Origin of the sequence: Aeromonas bestiarum (genome assembly GCF_000819745.1) — a bacterium.
Classification (GTDB): Bacteria; Pseudomonadota; Gammaproteobacteria; order Enterobacterales; family Aeromonadaceae; genus Aeromonas; species Aeromonas bestiarum.
Map to the genome: position 1 here is coordinate 190,184 of NZ_CDDA01000037.1, position 24,984 is coordinate 215,167.

The following is a 24,984-nucleotide window of genomic DNA, read 5'->3' on the forward strand; positions in this document are numbered from 1 at the left end:
ACGTCACGGCAACTGAAACGATTCAGCTTTCACAAAAACCATTCACAAGAACAAGAGACACGAGGATAAATCCATGTTGAAGAGACTCTCCATTGCCGTACTGCTCGCCCTGGGCGCGAGCTCGGGCCAGGCCGCCGAATTTCTGCTGACCGACTCCCAGCAGGGGCTGGATGTGGGGGACTGGAAGATCAGCAGCGACAAGCTGGGGATCAAGAGCCCGGTACCCTTCTCCGTCGAGAAGAAGCGGCTGCACGGCGGGCGTCAGGAGGGGGTGGATCTGCTGATCGTCGACAACGGCGTGATGAAGATTACCCTGGTGCCGACCCGCGGCATGGGGATCAAGGAGGTCAAGGGGGCCGATGTGCGCCTCGGTTGGGATTCTCCCGTCAAGGAGGTGGTCAACCCGGCCTTCATCGATCTGGAGAGCCGCGCCGGTCTGGGCTGGCTCGATGGCTTCAACGAGATGCTGGTGCGTTGCGGCTACGAGTGGACCGGTCACCCCGGAGTCGACGACGACGGCCGCCTCAAGAGCTTGCACGGCCGGGTGCAGAACATACCGGCGTCCGTGGTCAGCGTGACCATAGACGAGGAGCCGCCCTATGCCATTCACGTGCTGGGCCGGGTGGACGAGCGCACCTTCAAGATGAGCGAACTGGTCACCTGGACCCAGCTGAGCGTAGTGCCCGGTCAGGCGGAGTTTGCCCTGCAGGACAAGCTGACCAACCACGCCGACTACGAGAACGAGTACCAGATCATCTATCACAGCAACTTCGGGGCGCCGATCCTGGAGGAGGGGGCGCGCGTCAGCACCCCGGTGAAGCAGATCTCCCCGTTCAACGACTACGCCAAGGCGGGGCTGAAGAGCTGGCAAACCTATCTGGGGCCGACCAAGGGCTTCGATGAGATGGTGTTCAATCTGGTGCCCTACAGCGACGCCGAGGGCAATACCCTGGCGGTGCTGAACAACCGGCAGGGCAGCGCCGGTGTGGCTGTGGGTTACAACACGCACCAGTTGCCCGTGCTGACTCTGTGGAAGAACACCGACACCCGGGCCCAGGGCTATGTGACGGGTATCGAGCCCGGCACCAGCTATGCCTACAGCACCAAGTACCAGCGTCCGCTGGGGCTGGTACCCAAGATCCAGCCGGGGGAGACCAAGACCTTCGATCTGACCTATCGCCTGCTGCGCAATGGGGAGGAGGTGAAGCAGGCGCTGGCCCAGGTGGATAAGATCCAGGCCGGCCGTCCCACAGAGCTGCGCGAGCAGCCGCTGGTCAAGCTGCCCTGAGTGGCAAGCACACAGCAAAAAGCCGCTCTTGAAGCGGCTTTTTTATTTCCCTGAACCCGAGCGGTCTTAGACGTGGTTGTACATGGCCTCGATCTCGTTCTGGTACTTGGATTCGATGATCTTGCGGCGCAGCTTCATGGTGGGGGTGATCTCCCCCAGCTCCATGGAGAAGGCGCTCGGCAGCAGGGTGAACTTCTTCACCTGCTCGAACTTGGCCAGCTCCTTTTGCAGATCCTGGATGCGGGCATCGAAGAACTCCATCACCCGGGAGTTGCGCAGCAGCTCGGTCTTGCACTGGTATTGCAGGTTGATGGAGCGGGCGTACTCCTCCAGCGACTCGAAGCAGGGCACGATCAGCGCCGACACGAAGTGGCGGGCATCGGCGACGATGGCGATCTGCTCGATGAAGCGATCCTTGCCTATGGTCCCTTCCACCAGTTGCGGTGCCACGTACTTGCCGTTGGAGGTCTTCATCAGCTCCTTGAGGCGCTCGGTGAAGTAGATGTTGCCGTCGCCGTCGAGCTCGCCCGCATCGCCGGTGCGCAGGAAGCCGTCTTCGGTCATCACCTCGGCGGTGGCGTCTGGCTTGTTGTAGTAGCCGCGCATCACGGTCGGGGAGCGCACCAGCAGCTCGTTGCTCTCACCCAGCTTCACTTCTATGCCGCTGAGGGCCGTGCCGATGGAGCCCAGCTTGAACTGGTGGTCCTCGTAGCAGCAGACGGTGGCCGTGGTTTCTGTCATGCCGTAGCCGTACTTGAGGTTGAGCCCCATGGCCTGGAAGAAGAAGTTCACGTCGTCGGCGAGGCGGGCACCCGCCACCGGCAGAAAGCGAGTGCGACCACCGAAGCGGGCGCGCAGCTTGCGAAACACCAGTCGCTCCGCCAGCCAGAGCTGGGCGTAGAGCAGCGGCGAGGTCGCCTTGCCGGCCTGACGGCTGGCGACCAGCTGCTTGCCGACGCCGGTGGCCCAGCCAAACAGGGCACGGCGCAGGCGTGGCGCCTGAGCCACCTTGGCCTGGATCATGGCGTAGGCCTTCTCGTAGAGGCGCGGCACGGCGCACATCACGGTCGGCTGCACCTCGCCGATGACATCCATCACCTTCTGCGGATCGCGGATATAGACGTTTTCGGCGCCGCAGTAGAGCACATAGTAGGTCCAGGCGCGCTCGAACACGTGGCTGAGCGGCAGCATGCACAGCGACACATCCTGCTCGTTCAGATCGAGGCGGCTGTTGTGCATCTCGAAGCAGGCGGCGATGTTGGCAAAATCGAGCATGACCCCCTTGGGTTCACCCGTGGTGCCGGAGGTGTAGATCAGGGTCAGCAGGTCGTCCATCCGGTACTGGGTTTCCCGTACCCGCAACTCCTGCTCGCTGGCCTGATGGTTGCCGGAGACCAGAAAGGCCTGGAAGTGGCTGGCCGCCGGGCAGTCACGCAGGTTGACCTTGCCATCGAGGGCGACTATCTGGCGGATCTCGCCATCCTTCAACAGCGTGAGTGCCTGATCGAACTGGGCCTGTTCACCGACGAACAGCAGGCCTATGTTGGCATCGCGCACTATATAGCGCAGTTGCTCAAGGGTGCTGGTGGGGTAGATGGGCACGCTGACACCGCGGGCGGCGAGGATACCGAGATCGGCCTGGGTCCACTCCGGCATGTTGCGGGCGTAGAGGCCGACCATTTCGGTGGGCTGGTGGCCGGCGCGGATCAGCGCCTGGGCGCAGTAGTCCATGGCCTGTCCCAGGGTACGCCAGCCGATGGCACGCCACTGGCCATCCTGTTGTACGCGCAGGGCGGCCTTGTTGCCAAGCCGGGCGATACGTTCACGCATCAGTCGAACCAGATGGAGTTTCGGCATCAGTCAAACATCCTCAAGTAACAGTTGTACGCCCGCAGGGGCACTAAAAATCGCGCTGGAGTTTAAACTCTAAGATTACAGCTTACAAGTGTGCGCTGTTTGTCTTGGATCACAAAGTCAGCAATCTGGGCAAGCTTGGGGCATGATGGTCGATGACCAAGAGGAGCCATTCAGGGAGGGTGAACAATGAGTATCGGGATCAAGGGGATGGTCACAGGGGCATTGCTGTTGTTGGCCGGGGCTGGCGGGCTCTGGTTTGCGCTGGGGGATATGGCCAGCGAGCAAGACAACCCCTGGCTCATCGGCGCCGATGGGTACGCCAAGGCGCAGCAGCTGGCACTGCACAAGGGCTATCCGCTGCTCTATGTGATCGAGCGCGCCAAGTGCCGACGCTGCAAGGTGCTGGACGCCACATTGTGGCAGTCACAGGAGATGGCGCCCGTGCTGGCCAGGCTGGTCAAGGTGCGGCTCAACCCGGATGCGGGGGATGGCAGCGAGCACATACTGCGCCGCTTCCCGCAGGTGGCGACCCCGCCCGGCATCTATGTGCAGCAGCCGGGGGAACCGCTAAAGCCCATCAAGATAGTGGTGGACCTGCAGCAGATCTGGATGCCGGGCGTCACCTGGCGGCGCGGCTTCTTCATGCCGTTGTCGGCGGCCGGCTTTGAAGCCGTACTGCACACCACCCAGAGCCTGCAGGATCCGGCTCTCGACAATGCGCCGCTGCTGTAGGGCGGCGGTCTAGCCGAAATCGAACAGGCGGGACATGAGCACGGCGTCTTCCCGATCCTGGCCTGTGCCATAGTAGTCGGCCCGGCGGCAATACTCGGCAAATCCCTCGCTCTCGTAGAGACCGATGGCTGTCTTGTTGCTGTCGCGCACCTCCAGGAACCAGGCCTCGGCCCCCTTCGCCTTGCTGCGCGTCAGATATTCCTTCAGCAGCGCCCGTCCCAGCCCCTTGCCCTGACAGTCGGGGTGCACGCAGATGTTCATCAGCGAGCTGTCGCCCGCCACCAGATCCGAGATGTAGAAACCGGCGGGGCGGCCATCCAGCAGCATCAAGCCATTGAGATAGCGTGGCCCGAAGCAGGAGATCAGGTTGGCCTGGCTCCAGGGCTCCTTGTGGGCGGCCTGTTCAATGGGGTAAATCAGCTCGAAATCTGTCTCGAGCAGTGGACGAAACTCAGGCATGGTGGCTCCGGGTCGGGGCGGCGGAAGGAAAGGGGGCAGATCCGGGCAACACGATCGCTTAACCGAGGCGCGATCTGAGTTGCTGCCACAGCGCCCGTTTCTGGGCCGGTGTCGGCGTGAGCGGGCAGACCAGCGCATCGGGCCAGGCGGGGTCGGCCCGTTCCAGCCAGAGCTGGGGGGGCTTGTGCCCGGCGGGCAGCGTGGTCAGCAGCGTCACCTCGTCGACGCCTATGCCGAGCAGCTGGCACAGATCCGCCAGCAGGGTCGGGGCGGGCAGGCGAGGGGCCAGGATCCAGAGCTTGCCGGCCGGCGGCGTGTCGAGTTCAGGCTGGGCCAGTTCGACGGAGGGCAGATCCCGAGCAGGGGCTGGCTCGGCGGCCTCCTGGTCGCCTGGGGCGGCATGGGCCCCCAGCAGGGTCGGGCGGCGCAGTTGCCAGCTCTGTATGCCCATGCGGGCCAACAGGGTTTGACGCATCAGGTCGGGCGTGAGGCCGCTTTGCTCAAGGGATGGCGCCTGATGGGTGCTCTGACGCTCGGGATCTTGCATGGCTGTGGCTCTGTCTTGATCTGCATTGGTGAAAAAAGCTCTGCGCAGGGTACACTCGAACGCGTTTTGCTGCATCTTTTGCGGTATGTTTTAGCCAGGAGTGGTGGCCCAGCGCCCATGCGCCCGCCGGTTTTTCCCGCAGGTGGCCTCGACACAATACAATAAGCAGAACAGGGAACATTCGACCGAGTCGCGGGTGTGCCGGTTCCAGACAACCCCAGTATCGGAAGTGCGCTTATGCCACCTTTAGCATCACAGAATCTTCGCCTTGCCCCCATTCATGAACGCTTGCCACGCCTGCTGTCGGCCCTCGGCGAGGGATTGTATGAGCGCCAGGATGCCCTGCGGCTCGGTCTGCTGGCCGCCCTCAGCGGTGAGAGCGTCTTCCTGCTGGGCCCGCCCGGCATCGCCAAGAGCCTGATCGCCCGCCGCCTCAAGCTGGCCTTCCATGAGGCGCGGCACTTCGAGTACCTGATGACCCGCTTCAGCACGCCGGAGGAGGTGTTCGGCCCCCTCTCCATTCAGGCGCTGAAGGAGGATGGCAAGTACCTGCGGCTCACCACGGGCTACCTGCCGGAGGCCGAGGTGGTGTTCCTCGACGAGATCTGGAAGGCGGGCCCCGCCATCCTCAACACCCTGCTCACCGCCATCAACGAGCGACAGTTTCGCAACGGCGACAGCCAGCACCCCATCCCCATGCGGCTGCTGGTGACCGCCTCCAACGAGCTGCCGGCGCCGGACAGCGGGCTGGAGGCGCTTTACGATCGCATGCTGGTGCGGATCTGGATGGACAGGGTGCAGGAGAAGGCCAACTTCCAGGCCATGCTGGCGAGCGACGGCCAGTCCCATCAGAACCTGCCGCCCTCGGTGCAGATCCACAGCGAAGAGTATGAGGCCTGGCAGGTGCAGATCGACCAGGTGCGGCTGCCCGACGACTGCTTCGAGCTCATCTATCAGCTGCGCCAGCAGCTCGACAGCCAGCTGGCCCACAGCTGCTACGTGTCGGATCGGCGCTGGAAGAAGGCGGTCAGGCTCATCAAGGCGAGCGCCTTCTTCAACGGCCGCGACGAGGTGGCCCCCCTGGATCTGCTGCTGTTCAAGGATTGCCTCTGGCACGACGATGCCTCCCGCACCGCCCTGCTGGAAATGATGACCGAATTTTCCCGCCTCTACGGCTACCAGCAACTGGCCATGACCCGCCAGCTGATGGGGCTGCGGGATCAGTTCAAGCAGCTCAGGAGCGCTGTGGCCCAGCGCCTGTGCTGCAAGGCGAAGCAGCGCCAGCAGTGGTTCGGACGCCGCGCCCGCGGCATCCAGATCCCGCTGGCCAATGCCCGTCCGTTTGGCAAGCTGGTGCACTTCAACCTGCTCACCCCGGCGGCGCTGGATGGCGATGATCCGGAGCGGCTGATCGAGACTCTGGTGTTCGATCGCACCCTGCTGTCGCACTGGCACCCCACCGGCGAGGCGCTGGTGGGCTGGCCGCTCGGCAACCCCAAGGAGGGGCACTACGAGCTGGTGCTGGACGACGAGCTGCGGCTGCAGGTGCTGGACCTGCAACGCCAGCAGATCCCCCTGGTGCTGGTGGAGCGCACGGCCATCCCCGAGGTGGTGATAGCCCCCTGGCAGGCGGCGCTCACCGGACTGCTGGCCGAGAGCGGCCTGCTGCAACAGGAGCTCAAGCGTCAGCGCGGCCTGTTCGAGCGCCATCAGCAGCACCTCTTCATCGGCCGTCACTGGCTGCAGCAGGTGGAAGACAGCTTCTTCGTGCTGAACCGGGATCTGGAGCAGCTGCGCAGCGACATCAGCCACTGGCACGATCGTCTGCCAAAGCTGGACGCCTGAGCCATGGGGAGCGTGAGTGGGGTAGCCATGAGCCATGTCGGCGGAGGTCGCCATGCTTGAGATCGGCATGATGGACTTGGGGCTGCTCATCGGCGAGGGGGAGCTGGCGGGGGAGATGGCGCTGCTGCTCGCCTCGGCGCCCAAGATCTCCGAGTTCATCAAGCGCTCCCCGCTGCAGGGCAAGCTGCTGCAAAAGCGTATCCGGCGCTGGAGCGAGCAGCTCGGCGAGGAGATGCGCCACAAGCCGGTGCCGGTGGCGCTGGAGCAGGAGTACCGCTTGTATCAGGCGCACAAGGGCCTGCCGCTGGCCGAGTTGATGGGGCGCCTGCCGACCCTGCTGGACGGGCTGGAACAGTTCAGCCCCTTCGCCGGCGAGGCGCGCAGCCTGGTGCGCCAGATCATGGCCCACCCCACCGACAGTCAGCGGCTGTTGCTGATGGAGAAGTGGCGCACCAGCCTGGTGGGCAGCCTGCTGCAGCTGCAGCAGCAGATCGCCGAGGCGGAGCGGGAGAAGCAGCGCCAGGAGATAGAAGATCAGCTGCTGGCGAGCCGCACCCTGGCCGATGCGCTGGATCCGAACCAGATCTCGGCGGGCGGCCTCTGGGATCTGGCCCAGGGCAGTTGGCACAAGCGCAGCCTGGTGCTGATCAAGCAGTACGCCCGCATGCTGCAGCGCGAACCCCTGCTGGCCGAGATAGCCAACCTGCTGGGGCGCAGCGAGCAGGACAACCGGGCCAACGAGTCCCCGGTGCCGCCGGTGCAGGTACACGAGCTGGAAGAGGTGCAGACCGACGACGTGCCGGACGATCTGGTGGGCATACACCCCGCCAGCGATCTGATGCGGCTGTTGCCGAGCGAGGCCGTGATGCTGGCCCTGCCCGAGCTGGAGCTGGAGTTCTATCGCCGCTATCTGGAGCGGCGCCTGCTCAGCTACCAGTCGCGGGGCACCTTGCCGCGCCAGCGCCTCCTGCTGCGCACCCCCGAGCTGGGGGGCCATCAGCTGCAGCAGCGGGGCCCTTTCATCGTCTGCATCGATACCTCGGGCTCCATGGGCGGTTATCCGGAGGAGTGCGCCAAGGCGCTGTTTCTGGCGTTGCTAAAGGTGGCGATGGACGAGAAGCGGGGCTGCTATCTGATGCTGTTTTCTACCGAGGTGGCGACCCTGGAGATCACCGCAGACACGGGTCTGGACAAGGCGGAGCGCTTCCTCTCCATGAGTTTTCACGGCGGCACCGATCTGGTGCCCTGCCTCGAGAAGGCGTTGATCAAGCTCGATGATCCCGCCTTCGCCAGGGCCGACGTGCTGGTGGTTTCCGACTTCATCGCCCAGAGCCTGCCCCACGCCCTGCTGGATCGGATGAACCGCCAGCGCAAGCAGCAGACCCGCTTCCACGCCGTCGCCATGTCCCGCCACGCCAAGCCGGCGCTGCTGCGGGTGTTCGACAACAGCTGGCTACTCGACTGCGGCCTGCGCGGTCGCCTGTTGCGCCGCTGGCAGCGCAGTTGAAACGCGCCGTGCCGGCAGACTGGCCAGCACAACCCCGACACACAAGAGGCCAAGCGCCAGCCACACCGGCGGCGTGACGGCTTCTCCCAGTAGCCACCAGGCCAGCATGGCTGCCATCACGGGCGTGAGCGAGCCCAGCGCCGAACTGATCTCGGCGCCCAGGGTGCGGATGGCGTGGGCGTAACAGAGCGCCGCCAGCAGGCCGGCGCCTATCCCTTGCAGCAAGCCCTGCCATAGCCAGACGCTGGCATGACTCACTGCGGGCAAGGGGCTCCACAGGAGCGTTGGCAGCAGCAACAGGGCCGACGGCACCGCCACCAGCGCGGCCGCATCCAGCGCCGCCAGTCCGCTGCGTCTGACCGCCAGGGTAAACAGGGCCCACAGCAGGGCCGCCCCCAGAAAGCAGACTTGTCCCTGCCACAATCCCGGCTTTCCGCCCAGCAACAGGGTAGCGGTGGCCAGCGCTATGAGGGCGAGCCCCCAGCGCCGCTGCGCGGGGCAGGGGGCGCGCCACAGCAGCAGGCTCAGCAGGCTGACCATGAGAGGCACTGTGCCCGGGATCAGGGCGCTGCCCTGGGCCACAGGGGCCAGCTGCATGCCGGTGGCGCCGAGCCAGAAGAAGGGCAGGCCGGCCCCCGCCAGCATGGCCAGCTGCCAGCGCAGGGGTGTGCGGCGCAGGCGGATGCGGTGACGCCAGTAATAGGGGAGCAGTAGCAGGGCCGGGATGCCAAAGCGCAGCAGCGCCAGCGCCTGTGGCGGGAGTTTTTCCTCGGCGCCGAGGCGCAGGGAGAGAAAGAAACCGGACCAGAGCAGCACGGTGGCGAGGGCGGCGGCCCAGCCGCTGCAACGGGGTGACAGTGTGAATGACATCGGGCTCCCTCCATGGCGTGTCCCGGGTCATTATCTCGCCAGGGGGGCGGGTGTTGCAGGGCAAACTGTTTGAGAAATTCGGGTGTAATTGCTAGTTTCAGCCAATCCAAAAGGGATTTTTACCGGATATCACCAAGATGCTCGACAGGATTGATTTACATCTGCTGCGCTTGCTGCAACAGGATGGGCGCCTAACGACCGTGGAGCTGGCAGAGCGGGTCGGCTTGTCTGCCTCCCCTTGTGCCCGGCGTCTGAAGCGGCTGGAGGGGGAGGGCCACATACGGGGGTATCGCGCCGTGCTGGCGCGGGAGAAGCTCGGCCTTGGCATCACCATCTTCGTCAACGTGCGGCTCAGCCAGCACAGGGAGCCGCTGGTGGAGGCCTTCGAGCAGGCGGTGGCGGCCATGGCGGAGGTGATCAGCTGTCACACAGTCTCCGGCAACTACGACTACCTGCTGGAGGTGGTGGTGCCCGACCTGCCCGCCTACGAGCAGTGGATCCGGCGGTTGCAGTCCCAGGACATGGTCAACGACATCAGCAGCCACTTCGCCATTCGCGCGGTCAAGGTGATGGGGCCGCTGCCCATTTGACCAGATTCAGGTACAGGGCTGGTGGCCGAGCCCGCGCTCGTTCACCTGCTCCTGATCCAGCAGCGGCTGACCGCTCGGCTGGGAGACGTAAAAGCCCCGCTTGCCGCTGCGCTTGACCCTGTACATGGCCTGATCGGCCCGGGCCAGCGCCGTGCTGAAGTCATCCTGTGGCCGGATCGCCGCTATCCCCATGCTCAGCCCCACGGCGGCGTCGCCGTTGGGCAGCTCGAACGGGGTCGAGATGGCATCTATGCAGCGGCGGGCCAGGTGGCTGGTGCGGGGATCCTCGCTCTGCCAGGGCAGCAGCAACACGAACTCGTCGCCGCCGAGGCGGCCGATCCTGACCCCCTCCTCGCAGCAGGCCTTGAGTCGCCGGGTGAGGGCAATCAGCAGCTCGTCCCCGGCCCTGTGGCCCAGGTTGTCGTTGACCTGCTTGAAGTCGTCGAGATCGATGAAGCAGATGGCCTCGAACGTCTGCGGGAACTGGCGTTGCAGCGCTGTGCGGTTGAGCAGGCCCGTGAGGGGGTCCCGGTGGGCCAGCTGGGCCAGCTGCTGCTCGTACTCCTTCTCGTGGGTGATGTCGATGTGGGTGCCCATCACCCGCAGCGGCTTGCCCTCTTCATCCCACTCCACCACCCGGCCCCGATCCAGCACCCAGGTTATCTTGCCATCCTTGGCGATCATGCGGTGCATCGCCTGATAAAACGGGCTCTTGCCGCTCAGGTGATCGAAGAAGGCCTGCAACACCCGCTCCCTGTCTTCCGGATGCAGGTGTTCACGCCACACATCAAAGTGGGCCGACAGCTCCTTGGGCTGGTAGCCGAGCATGGCGCCCCAGCGCCGGTTGAAGATGATGAGTTTGCCGGTGGGGACGTGATTCTGCCAGATGCACAGGCCTGTGCCGTCCATGGCGGCCTCCAGCTTCTCCCGTGCATCCTCGGCCACCCGCTTCAGCCGCTCATTCTCCTGCAGCAGCCTGTCATAGGCGGCCTGCAGCTCCTCGTGTGTCATGAAGGCACTCTTCCCTGTGGTGAATGTCGCTATAGTCGATGCTGATTTTCCTCCTGTAAAGGGGATGAGATCGCCAGTGTGAGGGCCAGCCTGAACCTGTGGTTTTTATCTCCCTCACTCTGGTTGCTGTGCCCATGGGCAAGGAGAGATATGATGGGGCATCCGAGTGCCAGCACCATCGAATGGGGAAACCGAACCGGCATGAAACGCATCATGACCTTGATCCTGCTGACCAGCCTGTGTGGCGCCCCCGCGTGGGCGGCCAGGGTGCCGCTCGTCGAGCCGCAACTGTCCCGAGAGTTGAAACTGCTGGAGGAGGGATTCCAGCCAGACCGCATGTTCCGCTTGCGCATCGCCGCCCTGGTGGCGAGCCGCGCCGCTTACCCGCCCGAGGTGCAGGGCCGCATAGTCCGGCTGCAGTGCTGGGCCATGTCAGCCGAGCGGGACAGCGAATATCGGGCCGTGGTGGCCTTTGCCGACCAGGAGCTGGCCCTTGCCCGTGAGCGCAAGGACAGGATCACCGAGAGCGGCCTGCTCACCTGTCGCGGTTTTCACCAGCAGATGCTGGGCAAGATGGAGCAGGCCGGGGCCGATTACGAGCAGGCGCTGGCGCTGGCGCGCAGGCTGGGGGATAGGGTGCAGGAGGCCGACATCCTCAGCTACCGTGGCGACATGAAAGCCTATCAGGGGGAGCTGGCCGAGGGGCTGATGGAGCTCATCGAGGCACACAAGCGCTTCGAGGCGCTGGGGCAGGATGGCAAGGCGCGGGAGGTGTTGTCCCAGATCGCCAACGCCTACCGGCGCATGGGGCTCTATGCACGGGCCGAAGGCTACTTTCAGGAGCTGGAGCGCGACTACAGCACCCTGGGGGATCAGGAGCGGCTGGTGGACATTCGCTCCCAGCAGGGGCTGCTCTATGCCGAGATGGGGGAGTTCAACCGCGCCCTGCCGCTGATGGCGCAGGCCGAGCAGCTCTATCGTTCGCAACACAAGGAGGGCTTGCTGGCCTGGATCCAGATCGAAATGGCCACCATCCTGATCAACCAGGGCAAGGTGGCCGAGGCCATGGCCAGACTGCAGCAGGCCGATGTCATACTGCGCAGCCGCGAGGATGTCGACAGTGTGACCCTGGCCCACTGGCAACTGGTGATGGGCATGGCGGAGGACGCGCTGGGCCATCCGACCAAGGCACTCTACTACCTGACGCACGCCGAACCCATATTTGCCAGGGAGAAGAACCAGCGCTTCCTGGCACGGGTCTACGAGGTGCGGGCCCGCATTCTCGAACAGCAGGGCCAGGTCAATGCGGCCCTGGCCAGCCTCAAGCTGTACGTGCAGACCCGGCACGCCCTCGAACTGGTGCTCAGGGAGCAGCGCTCCCTGCAGATGCGCTTCGAGTTCGATCTGGCCCGCAAGGAGCTGGAGAACCAGGCCCTCAAGACCAAGCAACTGTTGCAGGAGGCCAAGCTCAAGCAGTTGCAGGAGCGGCGGCAATGGCAATACGTGGTGGTGATCCTGCTGCTGGTGGTGATGGGCATGCTGGCGCTGTACCAGTTCAACCGCTCCCGCAAGCTGCGCCGGCTCGCCATGACAGATGACCTCACCGGCATCCACAACCGCCGCCAGATCCAGGCCCAGGGGCAGGCCTGGTTCAAGCAGGCGAGGGAGCAGGGCAAGTCCCTGTGCGTGCTGATCCTGGACATAGACCACTTCAAGCAGGTCAACGACAGGCTGGGCCACCACATGGGGGATCAGGTGCTGGCGGCCGTCGCCAGGAGCATAGCCGCCCAGCTGCGCACCCTGGACAGGGTGGGGCGCAACGGCGGCGAGGAGTTTCTGGTGCTGTTGCCCGACACCTGCATGGCGGAGGCGGTCGAGGTGGCGGAGCGGATCCGCCATCGGGTCTCCCAGCTGCACATCGAGGGGATGCCGGAGGGGCATCCGGTGCACGTCAGCATAGGCTGTGCCCAATACAGCCCTCTCGACGACAGCCTGGGGGATCTGATCCAGCGAGCCGACGAAGCCATGTACAGGGCCAAACAGGCCGGCCGCAATCGGGTGATGCGGTCCGAGTAGGGCGCTCCGGCGCCCTTCGCGAACGGCCCTAAGCCGGGCTGGGTATTTTTCACTCGCGCGGGTATAATGTCGCGCAATTTTGCTTTGACTCAGGCGAGAAGACCCATGTAATGCAACCCGTTTCCCCTGTCCCACCCGGTTGGCCTCGGTGCCGGCCCGTGTGGCGTTAGTTGCATGCAGTCCTGTGTATGCCGGCGGACCCGAGGCCGCATACATGCAAATGTGCCGTGAGTCGAATGCGGCATCCCGGATTTATTCCCACGGTGGCCAAGGCCATCGCTCAATAGAAGAACGTTGAATTATGTCAGCTGAATTTCTGAGTGAAGTCTCCAAGAGACGCACTTTTGCGATCATCTCGCACCCGGATGCGGGTAAAACCACCATCACCGAAAAAGTCCTGCTGTTCGGACAGGCCATTCAGCGCGCCGGTACCGTCAAGGGCCGTGGCTCAGGCCAGCATGCCAAATCCGACTGGATGGAGATGGAGAAGCAGCGCGGTATCTCCATCACCACCTCTGTGATGCAGTTCCCCTATGCCAACTGCCTGGTCAACCTGCTCGATACCCCGGGTCACGAGGACTTCTCCGAAGATACCTACCGTACCCTCACCGCGGTCGACTGTTGCCTGATGGTCATCGATGCCGCCAAGGGTGTTGAAGACAGAACCCGCAAGCTGATGGAAGTCACCCGTCTGCGGGACACCCCCATACTCACCTTCATGAACAAGCTGGACCGCGAAGTGCGCGATCCCATGGAAGTGATGGACGAGGTGGAGCGCGAGCTGAAGATCATGTGCGCCCCCATCACCTGGCCCATCGGCTGCGGCAAGTCCTTCAAGGGTGTCTATCACCTCTACAAGGATGAGGTCTATCTGTACCAGACAGGTCAGGGCCACACCATCCAGGAGAAGCGGGTGGTCAAGGGCCTGCACAACCCGGATCTGGACGCCGCCATCGGCGAGGATCTGGCGGCCCAGCTGCGCGGTGAACTGGAGCTGGTGCAAGGTGCCTCCCCCGAGTTCGATCACGAGGCCTTCATCGCCGGCGAGATGACCCCGGTCTTCTTCGGTACCGCGCTCGGCAACTTCGGCGTCGACCATATGCTGGATGGCCTGACCGACTGGGCGCCTGCGCCCATGCCGCGCAAGGCCGAGAGCCGTCTGGTCGAGGCGACCGAGGAGAAATTCTCCGGCTTCGTGTTCAAGATCCAGGCGAACATGGATCCGAAACACCGCGACCGTATCGCCTTCATGCGCGTGGTGTCCGGCACCTACTCCAAGGGCATGAAGATGCGCCACGTGCGCATCGGCAAGGACGTCAACATCTCAGACGCCGTCACCTTCATGGCCGGTGACCGGGAGCAGGCGATCGAGGCCGTCGCGGGCGATATCATAGGTCTGCACAACCACGGCACCATACAGATAGGCGACACCTTTACCCAGGGTGAGGATCTCAAGTTCACCGGCATCCCGAACTTTGCCCCCGAGCTGTTCCGCCGCATCCGCCTGCGCGATCCGCTCAAGCAGAAGCAGCTGCTCAAGGGGCTGGTGCAGCTCTCCGAAGAGGGCGCCGTGCAGGTGTTCCGTCCGCTCATCAGCAACGATCTCATCGTCGGCGCCGTCGGTGTGCTGCAGTTCGATGTTGTGGTTTCGCGTCTGAAGAGCGAATACAACGTCGAGGCCCTGTACGAGGCGGTCAACGTCTCCACCGCCCGCTGGGTGGAAGGGACCGACGTCAAGAAGTTCGAGGAGTTCAAGCGCAAGAACGAGTTGAACCTGGCGCTGGATGGCGGTGACAACCTCACCTACATAGCCCCGACCATGGTCAACCTGCGTCTGTCTCAGGAGCGTCACCCGGACGTTCACTTCCGTCAGACTCGCGAGCACTGATAAGCGCTTGCCCGATAGGCTGACAAGATAAAAGAAGACCCCGCCCAGGCGGGGTCTTTTTTTGCATGGCGATCAAGGATCTGATGGGGGGAAGGGCCAGCTGGAGACCGGCCTGGATGGCGTCAGGCCTCGTCCTCCATGCCGCTGGCGAGGCTCGCCAGCCAGCGTTTGACCAGCCGCAGCTCGGTTTCATCGAGGGGGGCCGCCAGCGCCAGCTCCAGCAGGGCGACCCTGGCCTTGGCCTGCGCCAGCAGTTCAGCCCCGGCGGGACTGAGGCTGAGCTGCTGGATACGGCCATGAACCGCGTGAGGGGTGCGGGCCAGCAGGCCGCTGCGCTCCAGGCTGGTCACCATGGGGCTTATCGTCTGGGGGGTGAGCAGGGTCAGCCGGGCCAGCTCGGCGTTGGAGCCGCCGGGGTAGGCATCCAGCATGGTCAGCAGGGCAAACTGGGGGGCCGTGACGGGCAAGTCCGCCAGTGCCCGCTCCATGCGCAGGCGCTGGGCGGCGGCGGCCTGGCGCAGCAGGTAGCCGAGGTGGCCCGCCTCGCCACGCTTGCCTTCGCCGGGGGCGGGAGTCTCTGGTTTCAATCCAGTCTCAACAGGGGGCTTGTCTATCATGTCAGGGTGCTGATATGTTGTTCGTGTCCTGATATTAAGCCATGACGAAGGAGAACACCAGAATGAGCACCCGCATCGATTACCCCCACTTTCGCCAGCTGCTGCCGGCAGCCCACGATGCCCTGATCGCCGCCGGCAAGGCGGTGGACGACGCCGGCCTCGACAAGGAGCTGAGCGAGCTGATGAAGCTGCGCGCCTCCCAGCTCAACGGCTGCAGCTTCTGCCTGCAATATCATCTCAACATCGCCCGTCGCAGCGGGGTGGGGCAGGCCAGGCTGGATCAGCTAGCTGCCTGGCGCGATGCCACCGTCTTCACAGCGCCTGAGCGGGCGGCCCTGGCCTGGACCGAGTGCCTGACCCGTTTGCCCGAGGCCGGGGTGCCCGATGCGCTCTATGGGGAGCTGCGCGAGCACTTCAGCGAAGCCGAGATAGTGCAGCTGTCGGTGACGGTTGCCACCATCAACAGCTGGAACCGGCTCGGGGTGGCGCTGCGCTTCGTACCGCCCGCCGCTCAGCTTTAAGCAGAAGAAAAGGGCGGCACCAGTGCCGCCCTTTTCTCATCCTCGACCCCATGCCTCAGGCGAGCGTCTGGCCATCGCCGGTGCCAAGCGCCAGCACCATGCAGATCTCGCAGGCATCGTGGCCGGTGCAGCCGAGCGGCCCCGGCAGGTGCTCGAAACCCAGCGACTCGTAGAGCGTGGTCGCCTCGCGCAACACCTCGGTGGTTTCCAGATAGCAGCGCTGGTAACCCAGGATTCTCGCCTCGTCCAGCGCCTGCAACACGAGTCTCCGCCCCAGTCCCAGCCCGCGCAGGGAGGGCATGAAGTACATCTTCTGCAGCTCGCAGACCCGATCCTCTTCCCCCGCCAGCGGCGCTATGCCACCGCCACCGAGGATGGTGCCATCGGGTCCCTCGATCACCCAGTAGCGGCTCTTCTCCCCTTGGTAGGTCTCGTGCAGCCGATCCAGGTTGGGGTCGGCCACGCCATAGCCCTTGTCGGCGGTGAGGCCATATTCGGCGGAGACGGCGCGCACCACGGCGGCGATATGGGGGTTGTCGGCGGCTGTGATGGGACGGATGCGGTAGCCCTGCTGACGGCGGGCGCGGGAGAGGGCGCTGCGGTAGAGACGCAGGCCGGCCCACAGCTGCTCGCGCTCGCTCAGGGTGAGCTGGGCCAGGGTCTCTTCCATGGCGTTGTCCATCTCCTGATGCAGATCCAGCAGCTGGGCCTGGCCGGCGATGGTGAGGCGCGCCTCCTTGCTGCGGCCATCGGACGGATGGGGGTGCCAGCTGATGAGCTCGCGCTCGGCGAGCCGCGCCAGCGGACGGCTGGCGTTGGATTTGTCGATGCGCAGCCGCTCTGCCAGCTGCTGGTTGGTGGCGGGGCCGTTCTCCAGCTCGATCAGCAGATGGGCTTCTAGCGGGGTGAGCGCCAGTTCGCCGCACTGCTGGGAGAGCATGCCGAGTTCGCGAACCAGATCGCGCGACAGGGCGCGCAGGGGACGGGGATCCATATCAGGGCTTCCTATTTGGTTGTCGTCAACAACCAATATAGTCAACAAGTTGTCACTAGCAACCTTTTTATGGGGCTTGAGTGGTGGAGCAGGAGGCGGGCAAGGAGAAGATGGACATAAAAAAAGGGCCCGTAAGGGGCCCAAACATTGGAAACCCGCGCCCGGAAGCGCGGATCCCATCCTTGGTCGGTCATGAACCGGCGTGCTTACACCAGCTCGGCCAGCATGGCGTCGGCATAGGGAACCAGCGTCTCGCCCTTCTGCACCCTGGCGATGTAATCCGGGTTGGCGATCAGCGGGCGGCCGATGGCGACGAGGTCGAAGCGGTTGGCCTTGATGGCATCCAGCGCTGTGTCGGCGCTGTAGTTGCCCACCCCCACCAGATGACCGTCGTAGTGGGCGCGCAGGTAGTCGGAGGCACGGCCATCCAGATAGTCGAAGGTGAGGCTGTCATCGAAGATGCCCAGATGCACATAGGCCAGGGCGCGCCGGTTCAGTTCGCTCAGCAGATGGTCGAACACGGCGCGATCCCGCTGGTCACCCTCAAGGTGCACATAGGCGCCGGGGGAGAGGCGCAGGCCAACCCGCTCGGATCCGATGCGGGCGTTGACCGCATCCACCACTTCCAGTGCGAAGCGGCTCATGTTCTCCGGGCTGCCACCGTACTGATCGCTGCGCAGGTTGCTCGAATGGTGCAGGAACTGATCGATGAGGTAGCCGTTGGCGCCGTGGATCTCCACCCCGTCAAAGCCCGCTTCGATGGCGTTGGCGGCGGCCTGGGCGTAATCCTCAGCCAGCTGGGCGATTTCGCTCTCGGTCAGGGCGCGCGGCACCTGATAGACCAGCTCGCGCATGCGCGGTACCGTGCCTTCATGGGCGACGGCAGACGGTGCCAGCACCTCGCCATGGTGGAAGAAGGGGTGGGAGAGGCGACCCACGTGCCACAGCTGGGCGAAGATCTTGCCGCCATTGGCGTGCACGGCGCTGGTGACGTTTTTCCAGCCGGCGATCTGCTCCGGGCTGTAGATCCCCGGGGTGTTGGGATAGCCCTGGCCGTCCGGACGAATGATGGTGGCTTCGGAGATGATGAGGCCGATGTCGGCACGACGGGCGTAATAGGCGGCCATCTGCTCGGTAGGCACCAGGCCCGGGCCGGCCATGCAACGGGTAAGCGGTGCCATCATGAAGCGATTCGCGAGGGTGAGGGTGTCGTTGAGGCGATAGGGCTGAAACAGGGTATTCATGATCGTCTGTCCTGAGGGAGTGATTCTTGAACGTGCATTCAAGACGTTTTTTGTTTTGTGTGCAAGTCTTTTTTTGAACGAGCATTCAAGATGGGTTGGTCTTGCCTGCCCGCTGGGGTAAACTTGCCGCCCTTTTTGTTCCCCCTCATCGGCTCTGCGCCGGTGATCGCTTTTTCAACGGAGAAACCATGCGCAGCGCCGAGTTCAACCGGGACGACGTCTTGCGAAATGCCATGGAGGCATTTCGGGCCAAGGGTTACGCCAAGACCACCATGCAGGAGCTGGTGGCGGCGACCGGGTTGCATCCGGGCAGCCTCTACGCTGCGTTTGGCAACAAGCGTGGCCTGCTGCTGGCGGCGGTCGATCACTATGTGCAGGAGAAAAGCGCGCTGCGCCGTGGCTTCTTTGCCGGCCAGAGCCCGCTGGCGGGGGTGCAGGCCTACCTCAGCCAGATAGTGAACGATGCCCTGTGCGGCACCTGTCTGGTGACGCGCACCCTGATGGAGCTGGCGGAGCAGGACGAAGAGCTGCACCTGCGGCTCAAGGCCATCTATGCCGAGCTGGACGCCGATCTGGCGCAGATCCTGAGTCTCGCCCAGCAGCGCGGCGAGCTGATGGCCGACCGCGACATCCCGACCCTGACCGCCTTCCTGCTCATCAATATCCAGGGTCTGGTCACCTTTGCCCAGTGTCGCCCCGACCACGCCCTGCTCGATGGCGTCGTCACCCAGCTGATGACGGCCCTGCGGGCATGATGACAGGCAGAGAAACAACAGTGGCTCCCGCGGGAGCCACTGTTGTTTCTGGGGATGTTACACGCAGCTGGGTTGTTTGCTCCCTTCTCCCCTCACGGGAGAAGGGTTGTGGATGAGGGGCAGTCTCTGCTCAGCGCAATGAGAGCAAAAGAAGTCCCAGTACGGCCTCCATCCGACTCAATACATCGTTATTCCACACCCTGATCACCTGAAAGCCCTGCTCATTGAGGTAGGCCGTTCTTGCGTCATCATGATGCTGCCCTGCCGGTTCATTGTGCTGCGACCCATCTACCTCGATGATCAGCCTTTGCTCAAGAGAGATGAAATCGACAATGTAGGGCCCGATGGGCATCTGACGACGAAATTTCACTCCCGCCAGACGGCGATCGTGCAATTGCAGCCACAGCTTCTGCTCGGCAAGGGTGGCTTCTCGCCTCATGTGCTTGGCAAACGGATGGGTCTTCATGGTGCCTATCCAGAGGTATTCGACCCTATTAGATATAGCCATTCCCTCGTCTGGTGGCTGAGTGGGTTCCTTCCCCTCACCCTGGCCCTCTCCCAGAGGGAGAGGGGACAGCTCGAGGCATCGTTGCGAGCCGGGGACAAGAGCCCCGCTTTGGAGGCATGGAGAGCGAAACCAAACTAGCGGGCAGAGCAGCAAAGCTAACGATGACTCAAGGTTATCTGCGGGCACTGTGTGCTCCCTTCTCCCCTTGCGGGAGAAGGGTTGGGGATGAGGGGGGGCATTTACAGCGGAAGAGAAGGGGCTCGAGAGAGCTTTATTCGGGCCAACCAGCTCCTTCATCAGATCCTTGAGCCATACCAATGCGGGCTGCCGGGCATGGTACGTGAGATGCCAGACGCAGCGGGCTTACCTCGGGCCAACCAGCTCCTTCATCAGACCCTTGAGCCATACCAGTGCCGGTTGCTGCGCATGCACCGGGTGCCAGACGCAGTTGAGGTGATAGTCGGGCACGTCCGCAGGCAGCGGCAGGCTCTTGAGTGGCCAGTGGCTGGCGAGCAGTTCGGCCACCATGCTGGGCAGCACCAGAAGGTGGTCGCTCTGGCTGACGATGGCGGCGGCGGACATATAGCTCTGACTGTTGACCGAGATGGTGCGACTAAAGCCCAGCGTCTTCAGATAGCGATCCAGGCTCGCCTCCGAGGTGCCGAGCGGCGAGTGGAACACGTGGGGCATGGCGATCAGCTGCTCAAGCGTGATGCGCTCCTGCCATTGGGAGGGATCGCTCTCGGCCCCGGTGGTTGCCGATTTGGCAATGGGCAGATCGGCGCGCACCAGCCCGGCCAGCGGCTCTGTGAGCCAGGTCTCCTTGCCCAGATACCCAGGCACCTGCATGTACTCGTCAAAGCCCAGCACCAGATCGATTTCGCCGCTCGCCAGCTCGGCTTCGGGCAGGGTGTCGCGCAGTATGCGGATCTCTATGGTGACCCCGGGCGCCAGCCCCTTGAGGCGCTGAATGAGCGGCGGGATCAGCACGCACTCCACGTAATCCGTGGTGCAGAGCACAAAGCGCCGCTTCGACTGGCTCGGCTCAAATACCTCCTCGTCGGAGAGCTGCTGCTCCAGCAGTCGCAGCGCCTGCTGCACGCCAAGATGCAGCCGTTGGGCGCGCGGGGTGGGCAGCATCCCCTGCGGGGTGCGCACCAGCAGCGGATCGCCAAAGAAGGTGCGCAACCGACCTAGAGCGTGGCTCATGGCGGGCTGGCTGATAAAGAGTGTCTCGGCGGCGCGGGTGACGCTGCCTTGCGTCATCAGGGCGTCAAAGGCGAGCAGCAGATTGAGGTCGAGCTGGTGCAGTTTCATGGTGAGATAATTTGCCGTGCTTATGGGACAATCCATCCTATTCATTTGATGGATGGGTGCGCAACTTCTTACACTGCGGGCCACGCTTATTTTTTCCAGGGGGCGCCCGTCCGGCACGCTGCCGGGGCGGGGGCCCGCCCGTTTTCCCCATTACCGGCCCCGTGAGGCGTGCATCGCCATCACAGGCCCGCAAGGATATTGCGATGAGCATCAAGACGATCAACTCCACCCCAGTCGCCGACGGCTTCACCATGCCCGCCGAGTGGGCGCATCAGCAGGCCGTCTGGATGATCTGGCCGTTCCGTCCGGACAACTGGCGTGAGGCCGGTCGTTTCGCCCAACAGACTTTTGCCAAGGTGGCCGATGCCATAGGCCAGGCCACTCCTGTCTTTATGGGGGTGCCGGCCGAGTTTATGGAGCAGGCCCGCGCCATTATGCCCGCCCACGTTACCCTGGTAGAAATGGCTAGCGATGACTGCTGGGCTCGCGACACAGGCCCGACCGTGGTCACCAGCGCGGCCGGCGAGTGCCGTGGGGTGGACTGGGGCTTCAACGCCTGGGGCGGCCACAAGGGCGGTCTCTACTACCCCTGGGATCAGGATGAAAAAGTGGCGGCCCAGATGCTGGCCCAGCACGGCATGGATCGTTACGATGCGCCGCTCATTCTGGAAGGGGGCTCCATCCACGTCGATGGCGAAGGCACCTGCATGACCACAGCCGAGTGCCTGCTCAACGAAAACCGCAACCCGCACCTGAGCAAGGAGCAGATCGAAGCTTATCTGCGTGACTATCTGGGCGTGAAGAGCTTTATCTGGCTGGGCGAGGGCGTCTATATGGACGAGACCGACGGCCACATCGACAACATCTGCTGCTTCGTGCGCCCGGGCGAAGTGGCCCTGCACTGGACCGACGATCAAAACGATCCCCAGTTCGCCCGCTCCCTGGCCGCCCTCAAGGTGCTGGAAGCTGCGGTGGACGCCAAGGGTCGCAAGCTGAAAGTGTGGAAGCTGCCCCAGCCGGGCCCGCTGTTCTGCACCGAGGAAGAGTCTGCCGGTGTCGAGAGCGGTACCGGTGTGCCGCGCGAGGCAGAAGGTCGTCTGGCCGGCTCCTATGTGAACTTCCTTATCACCAACGATCGCATCGTCTATCCGCTGCTGGATGCCGCCACCGATGGCGAAGCCCAGCGCATTCTGGAAGAGATCTTCCCGGAGCACACAGTGGTCGGCGTACCGGCCCGCGAGATCCTGCTGGGCGGTGGCAATATCCACTGCATCACCCAGCAGATCCCCTCCGGCAAGTAAGAACCGGTTCCAGTTGGTATTCAAAACCCCACGCTGGTGGGGTTTTATCTCTTGATGATGTGATGGTCGCAAGCGCTGATGCGGCGACCACCATCACAAACAGTCACCCTTTTACAGGAGATCCCCATGATCGAAGTGACAGAGGTTTCCATTGCCGAGCTGCGCGGTGCGCTCGAAGCAGGCCGCACCACAGCGGTCGAACTGGTCAAGGCCTATCTGGCCCGGATCAAAGCCTACAACGGCCCCGAGACTGCCACCAAGCTGAACGCCCTGGTGGTCGCCAACCCCGATGCACTGAAAGAAGCGCAAGCCTCCGATGCCCGCCGCGCCCGTGGCGAGCCCCTGAGCCCGCTTGACGGCATCCCCTACACCGCCAAAGACAGCTATCTGGTCAAGGGGCTGACTGCCGCCTCCGGCAGCCCGGCCTTCAAGGATCTGGTCGCCCAGCGCGATGCCTTTACCGTTGAGCGGCTGCGCGCCGCCGGTGCCATCTGCCTTGGCAAGACCAATATGCCGCCCATGGCCAATGGCGGCATGCAGCGCGGCGTCTATGGCCGTGCCGAGAGCCCCTACAACGCCGACTACCTGACTGCGCCGTTTGCTTCCGGTTCCTCCAACGGTGCCGGCACCGGCACCGCCGCCAGCTTCTCCGCCTTCGGTCTGGCGGAAGAGACCTGGTCGAGCGGCCGTGGCCCTGCCTCCAACAACGGCCTGTGTGCCTATACACCGTCCCGTGGCGTCATCTCGGTGCGCGGCAACTGGCCGCTGACCCCGACCATGGATGTTGTGGTGCCCTACGCCCGGACGATAGCAGATCTGCTGGAAGTGCTGGATGTGGTGGTGGCTGACGATAGCGAGACCCGTGGCGATCTCTGGCGTATGCAGCCCTGGGTCAAGATCCCCAAGGCCTCCGAGGTGCGCCCGGCCTCCTACCTTGAGCTGGCCGCAAAGCCCGATGCCCTCAAGGGCAAGCGCTTCGGCGTGCCGCGCATGTTTATCAACAAGGATGAACTGGCGGGCACCAGCGAAAACCCCGGCATCGGCGGTCCGACCGGTCAGCGCATCCATACCCGTCCGACCGTGATTGCTCTGTGGGAAGAAGCCCGCAAGGCGCTGGAAGCCGCAGGCGCGATCGTTGTCGAAGTGGACTTCCCGCTGGTCTCCAACTGCGAAGGGGACAGACCCGGCGCGCCGACCGTGTTCAATCGCGGCATAGTCACCCCCGAGTTCCTCAACGACGAGCTGTGGGAGCTATCCGGCTGGGCGTTCGACGACTTCCTGCGCGCCAACGGCGATCCCAAACTCAATAAATTGGCCGATGTGGATGGCCCCAAGATCTTCCCCCACGATCCGGGCACCTTGCCGAACCGCGAGGGCGATCTGGCGGCGGGCATGGACGAGTACGTCAAGATGGCCAAGCGCGGCCTCAAACGCTTTGACGAGATTGCCTCCGTGCCGGACGGCCTGCGCGGCCTTGAAAAGACCCGCAAGCTGGATCTGGAAGACTGGATGGACGGGCTCAAGCTCGATGCCGTGCTCTTCCCCACCGTCGCCGATGTCGGCCCGGCTGACGCGGATGTGAATCCGGCCTCCGCCGATATCGCCTGGAGCAACGGCATCTGGGTTGCCAACGGCAACCTAGCCATTCGCCACCTCGGCGTGCCGACCGTCACAGTCCCCATGGGCGTCATGGCCGATATCGGTATGCCGGTGGGGCTGACCTTCGCCGGTCGCGCCTATGACGACAACAAGCTGCTGCGCTTCGCCTCGGCCTTCGAGTCCACCGGCAGCAAGCGCAGGGTGCCGCCACGGACGCCGCCGCTGGGGTGATTGCTGTTGTGAGTTAAATCTCTCGGGTTCTTTCTGAGATAAAAAACCACCCGTTATACGGGTGGTTTTTTATATAGATATTTCATACCTATTAATTTTGATGTATAAGTTTTTTATTGCTCATTTATTAATTTTTTTAGTATCCGCTTAGGGTGGAATACTAGAGGACCTATTTTATATTCCACTAATGATATTGCACCATCGAATAAATCCAATCTGTCATTTTGTAAACTTTCCAATAAAGATATTTTTGCTTTCGCTGATTGCAATTGCTCTTGTAATTTACCATTAGAGATATTTTGAAGCTCTATTATAGAACTCTTAATATCACATTGCTGAGTAAAAAACATTACCTGTTGCTGTAGAGATTGAATAAATATTTTTGATTCAATATCATTTTTTGTTTGGCTTACTGGAATATGATCTGAATAAGGAAGGGATAGGTATAAATATAAAGCTTTTTCTATGTTTTCCTTAAATGCACTTTCGTCGTTTTTAGTAATGGTTAGAAAAGTGTATCCTTCTTTGTTTTCAGTCGATACGTCAGCATTAATCCCAATTTGTTTCAGAAGTTCGCCGAACCATAAAACATATTGGGAGCAGATCACTTCATAACCGGTTGGGAATTTGAAGATTTTAACTATTAACTCTGATTTTACGTTCATTAATAGTTCTTTTTTTAGCTCTATTAGTTTTAGTTTTGCTGCATGTGCAAAACGTTCGATTTCATCAATAACATTGCCATGTTCGATGACGTCCTTAACTTCAAAAATTAATCCATAGCCATCATCGTCAATTAAATCGACACTTTCACAAAAACCAGTGAGCTTTGACTCATAGTGTTGCGATATATATGCTGGCGGGACAAGTTCAGACCAGTCTTTGTAATTGAAAATAAACGAATATTCTACTTCTATGTGATTGTTCTCTTTGTTTAATACAACCATTTCTAAATATTTAAATGACTGTGATTTATAGAAGTCAGAGATCATTAAATTATCAGGAAACGAATCTACAGTTATATCTGATAATTTGTTTATGACATATCCTTTATCTCTTGGTTCCCAAATATAACTGTATTCACTTGTTTCATTTTTGCTGATGGATGTGAGTAAGTTGCCATCTAAGTAGACCTGCAAGGTATCATCAATATGTTCAAAAGTGATGCTCAACTTTGAATCTCCAATAATAAGTTTAATACTTTCTTAGTTAGTATAATCTTTCTTT

General features: G+C 62.4%; 22 protein-coding genes. 11 read left to right on the forward strand and 11 right to left on the reverse strand.

The annotated features are described in order from the left end of the window. Positions 1–73 precede the first annotated feature (73 nt). A complete protein-coding gene (locus BN1118_RS19230; RefSeq protein ID WP_043557544.1) occupies positions 74–1,288 on the forward strand; it encodes an aldose 1-epimerase family protein in 1,215 nt (404 codons plus the stop codon). Between the two features lie 66 nt (positions 1,289–1,354). Here the strand turns inward: BN1118_RS19230 and BN1118_RS19235 are convergent, their stop codons facing one another. Then, positions 1,355–3,145, reverse strand: coding sequence for an AMP-dependent synthetase/ligase (locus BN1118_RS19235; RefSeq protein WP_043557545.1), 1,791 nt, complete (start codon positions 3,143–3,145; stop codon positions 1,355–1,357). Positions 3,146–3,331: 186 nt separating this feature from the next. Here BN1118_RS19235 and BN1118_RS19240 point away from each other — a divergent pair, with 186 nt between their 5' ends. Next, positions 3,332–3,877: a thioredoxin domain-containing protein gene (locus tag BN1118_RS19240; protein WP_043557546.1), complete on the forward strand. Its 546-nt coding sequence runs from the start codon at positions 3,332–3,334 to the stop codon at positions 3,875–3,877. Positions 3,878–3,886: 9 nt separating this feature from the next. Here the strand turns inward: BN1118_RS19240 and rimI are convergent, their stop codons facing one another. Together rimI and BN1118_RS19250 are read right to left on the reverse strand one after the other, a co-directional pair. Beyond that, entirely contained in the window at positions 3,887–4,336 is a 450-nt protein-coding gene (gene rimI / locus BN1118_RS19245) for a ribosomal protein S18-alanine N-acetyltransferase (RefSeq protein ID WP_043557547.1), read from the reverse strand. Positions 4,337–4,394: 58 nt separating this feature from the next. After that, complete coding sequence (locus BN1118_RS19250) at positions 4,395–4,883, reverse strand: hypothetical protein (protein WP_043557577.1); 489 nt, start codon at positions 4,881–4,883, stop codon at positions 4,395–4,397. A 237-nt stretch (positions 4,884–5,120) separates the two neighbouring features. Between BN1118_RS19250 and BN1118_RS19255 the strand changes: the two genes are divergently transcribed. Both BN1118_RS19255 and viaA read left to right on the forward strand, forming a co-directional pair. After that, positions 5,121–6,728 (forward strand): ATPase RavA domain-containing protein, encoded by a 1,608-nt coding sequence (locus BN1118_RS19255; protein ID WP_043557548.1) that lies wholly within the window; start codon positions 5,121–5,123, stop codon positions 6,726–6,728. 52 nt (positions 6,729–6,780) lie between these two features. Further along, positions 6,781–8,235 (forward strand): ATPase RavA stimulator ViaA, encoded by a 1,455-nt coding sequence (gene viaA / locus BN1118_RS19260; RefSeq protein WP_043135542.1) that lies wholly within the window; start codon positions 6,781–6,783, stop codon positions 8,233–8,235. Here the strand turns inward: viaA and BN1118_RS19265 are convergent. Then, positions 8,182–9,105, reverse strand: coding sequence for a DMT family transporter (locus tag BN1118_RS19265; RefSeq protein ID WP_043557549.1), 924 nt, complete (start codon positions 9,103–9,105; stop codon positions 8,182–8,184). The two genes, viaA and BN1118_RS19265, sit on opposite strands and share 54 nt — an antisense overlap. Before the next feature lie 137 nt (positions 9,106–9,242). On the opposite strand from BN1118_RS19265, the gene BN1118_RS19270 reads away from it, so the two are divergent. Beyond that, positions 9,243–9,695, forward strand: coding sequence for an Lrp/AsnC family transcriptional regulator (locus tag BN1118_RS19270; protein WP_043135501.1), 453 nt, complete (start codon positions 9,243–9,245; stop codon positions 9,693–9,695). A gap of 6 nt (positions 9,696–9,701) precedes the next feature. Here the strand turns inward: BN1118_RS19270 and BN1118_RS19275 are convergent, their stop codons facing one another. Then, positions 9,702–10,706, reverse strand: a complete 1,005-nt coding sequence (locus tag BN1118_RS19275) for a sensor domain-containing diguanylate cyclase (RefSeq protein WP_043557550.1) — start codon at positions 10,704–10,706, stop codon at positions 9,702–9,704. Positions 10,707–10,919: 213 nt separating this feature from the next. Between BN1118_RS19275 and BN1118_RS22095 the strand changes: the two genes are divergently transcribed. Next, positions 10,920–12,782 carry a diguanylate cyclase gene (locus tag BN1118_RS22095; RefSeq protein ID WP_043557578.1) on the forward strand — a complete coding sequence of 621 codons (1,863 nt, stop codon included), beginning with the start codon at positions 10,920–10,922 and terminating at the stop codon, positions 12,780–12,782. Positions 12,783–13,080: 298 nt separating this feature from the next. Next, positions 13,081–14,670, forward strand: a complete 1,590-nt coding sequence (gene prfC / locus BN1118_RS19285) for a peptide chain release factor 3 (protein WP_098980750.1) — start codon at positions 13,081–13,083, stop codon at positions 14,668–14,670. A 122-nt stretch (positions 14,671–14,792) separates the two neighbouring features. Here prfC and BN1118_RS19290 read toward each other — a convergent pair whose 3' ends face one another. Next, entirely contained in the window at positions 14,793–15,257 is a 465-nt protein-coding gene (locus BN1118_RS19290; RefSeq protein WP_244463647.1) for a MarR family winged helix-turn-helix transcriptional regulator, read from the reverse strand. 92 nt (positions 15,258–15,349) lie between these two features. Here BN1118_RS19290 and BN1118_RS19295 point away from each other — a divergent pair, with 92 nt between their 5' ends. Continuing rightward, positions 15,350–15,808 carry a carboxymuconolactone decarboxylase family protein gene (locus BN1118_RS19295; RefSeq protein ID WP_043557552.1) on the forward strand — a complete coding sequence of 153 codons (459 nt, stop codon included), beginning with the start codon at positions 15,350–15,352 and terminating at the stop codon, positions 15,806–15,808. 55 nt (positions 15,809–15,863) lie between these two features. Here the strand turns inward: BN1118_RS19295 and BN1118_RS21400 are convergent, their stop codons facing one another. Both BN1118_RS21400 and BN1118_RS19305 read right to left on the reverse strand, forming a co-directional pair. Continuing rightward, positions 15,864–16,802 carry a bifunctional helix-turn-helix transcriptional regulator/GNAT family N-acetyltransferase gene (locus tag BN1118_RS21400; protein ID WP_043557553.1) on the reverse strand — a complete coding sequence of 313 codons (939 nt, stop codon included), beginning with the start codon at positions 16,800–16,802 and terminating at the stop codon, positions 15,864–15,866. A 206-nt stretch (positions 16,803–17,008) separates the two neighbouring features. Next, complete coding sequence (locus BN1118_RS19305) at positions 17,009–18,046, reverse strand: alkene reductase (RefSeq protein WP_043557554.1); 1,038 nt, start codon at positions 18,044–18,046, stop codon at positions 17,009–17,011. A gap of 188 nt (positions 18,047–18,234) precedes the next feature. Here BN1118_RS19305 and BN1118_RS19310 point away from each other — a divergent pair, with 188 nt between their 5' ends. Then, positions 18,235–18,801 carry a TetR/AcrR family transcriptional regulator gene (locus BN1118_RS19310; RefSeq protein WP_042869217.1) on the forward strand — a complete coding sequence of 189 codons (567 nt, stop codon included), beginning with the start codon at positions 18,235–18,237 and terminating at the stop codon, positions 18,799–18,801. A gap of 130 nt (positions 18,802–18,931) precedes the next feature. Here the strand turns inward: BN1118_RS19310 and BN1118_RS19315 are convergent, their stop codons facing one another. Further along, a complete protein-coding gene (locus tag BN1118_RS19315) occupies positions 18,932–19,267 on the reverse strand; it encodes an endonuclease domain-containing protein (protein WP_043557579.1) in 336 nt (111 codons plus the stop codon). 405 nt (positions 19,268–19,672) lie between these two features. Beyond that, positions 19,673–20,626 (reverse strand): LysR family transcriptional regulator, encoded by a 954-nt coding sequence (locus BN1118_RS19320; RefSeq protein ID WP_043557555.1) that lies wholly within the window; start codon positions 20,624–20,626, stop codon positions 19,673–19,675. 203 nt (positions 20,627–20,829) lie between these two features. On the opposite strand from BN1118_RS19320, the gene aguA reads away from it, so the two are divergent. Both aguA and BN1118_RS19330 read left to right on the forward strand, forming a co-directional pair. Beyond that, positions 20,830–21,927 carry an agmatine deiminase gene (aguA, locus tag BN1118_RS19325; RefSeq protein WP_043557556.1) on the forward strand — a complete coding sequence of 366 codons (1,098 nt, stop codon included), beginning with the start codon at positions 20,830–20,832 and terminating at the stop codon, positions 21,925–21,927. Positions 21,928–22,053: 126 nt separating this feature from the next. After that, positions 22,054–23,757: an amidase gene (locus tag BN1118_RS19330; protein ID WP_043557557.1), complete on the forward strand. Its 1,704-nt coding sequence runs from the start codon at positions 22,054–22,056 to the stop codon at positions 23,755–23,757. A 113-nt stretch (positions 23,758–23,870) separates the two neighbouring features. Here BN1118_RS19330 and BN1118_RS19335 read toward each other — a convergent pair whose 3' ends face one another. Beyond that, the gene (locus BN1118_RS19335) at positions 23,871–24,929 is read right to left on the reverse strand and encodes a hypothetical protein (protein ID WP_156995137.1); all 1,059 of its coding nucleotides are present in this window, start codon (positions 24,927–24,929) and stop codon (positions 23,871–23,873) included. Positions 24,930–24,984: the final 55 nt, after the last annotated feature.

Coding starts and splice junctions, on each gene's coding strand:
- BN1118_RS19230 (WP_043557544.1), top strand. CDS start 74: ATGTTGAAGAGACTCTCCATTGCCGTACTGCTCGCCCTGGGCGCGAGC.
- BN1118_RS19235 (WP_043557545.1), bottom strand. CDS start 3,145: ATGCCGAAACTCCATCTGGTTCGACTGATGCGTGAACGTATCGCCCGG.
- BN1118_RS19240 (WP_043557546.1), top strand. CDS start 3,332: ATGAGTATCGGGATCAAGGGGATGGTCACAGGGGCATTGCTGTTGTTG.
- rimI (WP_043557547.1), bottom strand. CDS start 4,336: ATGCCTGAGTTTCGTCCACTGCTCGAGACAGATTTCGAGCTGATTTAC.
- BN1118_RS19250 (WP_043557577.1), bottom strand. CDS start 4,883: ATGCAAGATCCCGAGCGTCAGAGCACCCATCAGGCGCCATCCCTTGAG.
- BN1118_RS19255 (WP_043557548.1), top strand. CDS start 5,121: ATGCCACCTTTAGCATCACAGAATCTTCGCCTTGCCCCCATTCATGAA.
- viaA (WP_043135542.1), top strand. CDS start 6,781: ATGCTTGAGATCGGCATGATGGACTTGGGGCTGCTCATCGGCGAGGGG.
- BN1118_RS19265 (WP_043557549.1), bottom strand. CDS start 9,105: ATGTCATTCACACTGTCACCCCGTTGCAGCGGCTGGGCCGCCGCCCTC.
- BN1118_RS19270 (WP_043135501.1), top strand. CDS start 9,243: ATGCTCGACAGGATTGATTTACATCTGCTGCGCTTGCTGCAACAGGAT.
- BN1118_RS19275 (WP_043557550.1), bottom strand. CDS start 10,706: ATGACACACGAGGAGCTGCAGGCCGCCTATGACAGGCTGCTGCAGGAG.
- BN1118_RS22095 (WP_043557578.1), top strand. CDS start 10,920: ATGACCTTGATCCTGCTGACCAGCCTGTGTGGCGCCCCCGCGTGGGCG.
- BN1118_RS19295 (WP_043557552.1), top strand. CDS start 15,350: ATGAGCACCCGCATCGATTACCCCCACTTTCGCCAGCTGCTGCCGGCA.
- BN1118_RS21400 (WP_043557553.1), bottom strand. CDS start 16,802: ATGGATCCCCGTCCCCTGCGCGCCCTGTCGCGCGATCTGGTTCGCGAA.
- BN1118_RS19305 (WP_043557554.1), bottom strand. CDS start 18,046: ATGAATACCCTGTTTCAGCCCTATCGCCTCAACGACACCCTCACCCTC.
- BN1118_RS19310 (WP_042869217.1), top strand. CDS start 18,235: ATGCGCAGCGCCGAGTTCAACCGGGACGACGTCTTGCGAAATGCCATG.
- BN1118_RS19315 (WP_043557579.1), bottom strand. CDS start 19,267: ATGAAGACCCATCCGTTTGCCAAGCACATGAGGCGAGAAGCCACCCTT.
- BN1118_RS19320 (WP_043557555.1), bottom strand. CDS start 20,626: ATGAAACTGCACCAGCTCGACCTCAATCTGCTGCTCGCCTTTGACGCC.
- aguA (WP_043557556.1), top strand. CDS start 20,830: ATGAGCATCAAGACGATCAACTCCACCCCAGTCGCCGACGGCTTCACC.
- BN1118_RS19330 (WP_043557557.1), top strand. CDS start 22,054: ATGATCGAAGTGACAGAGGTTTCCATTGCCGAGCTGCGCGGTGCGCTC.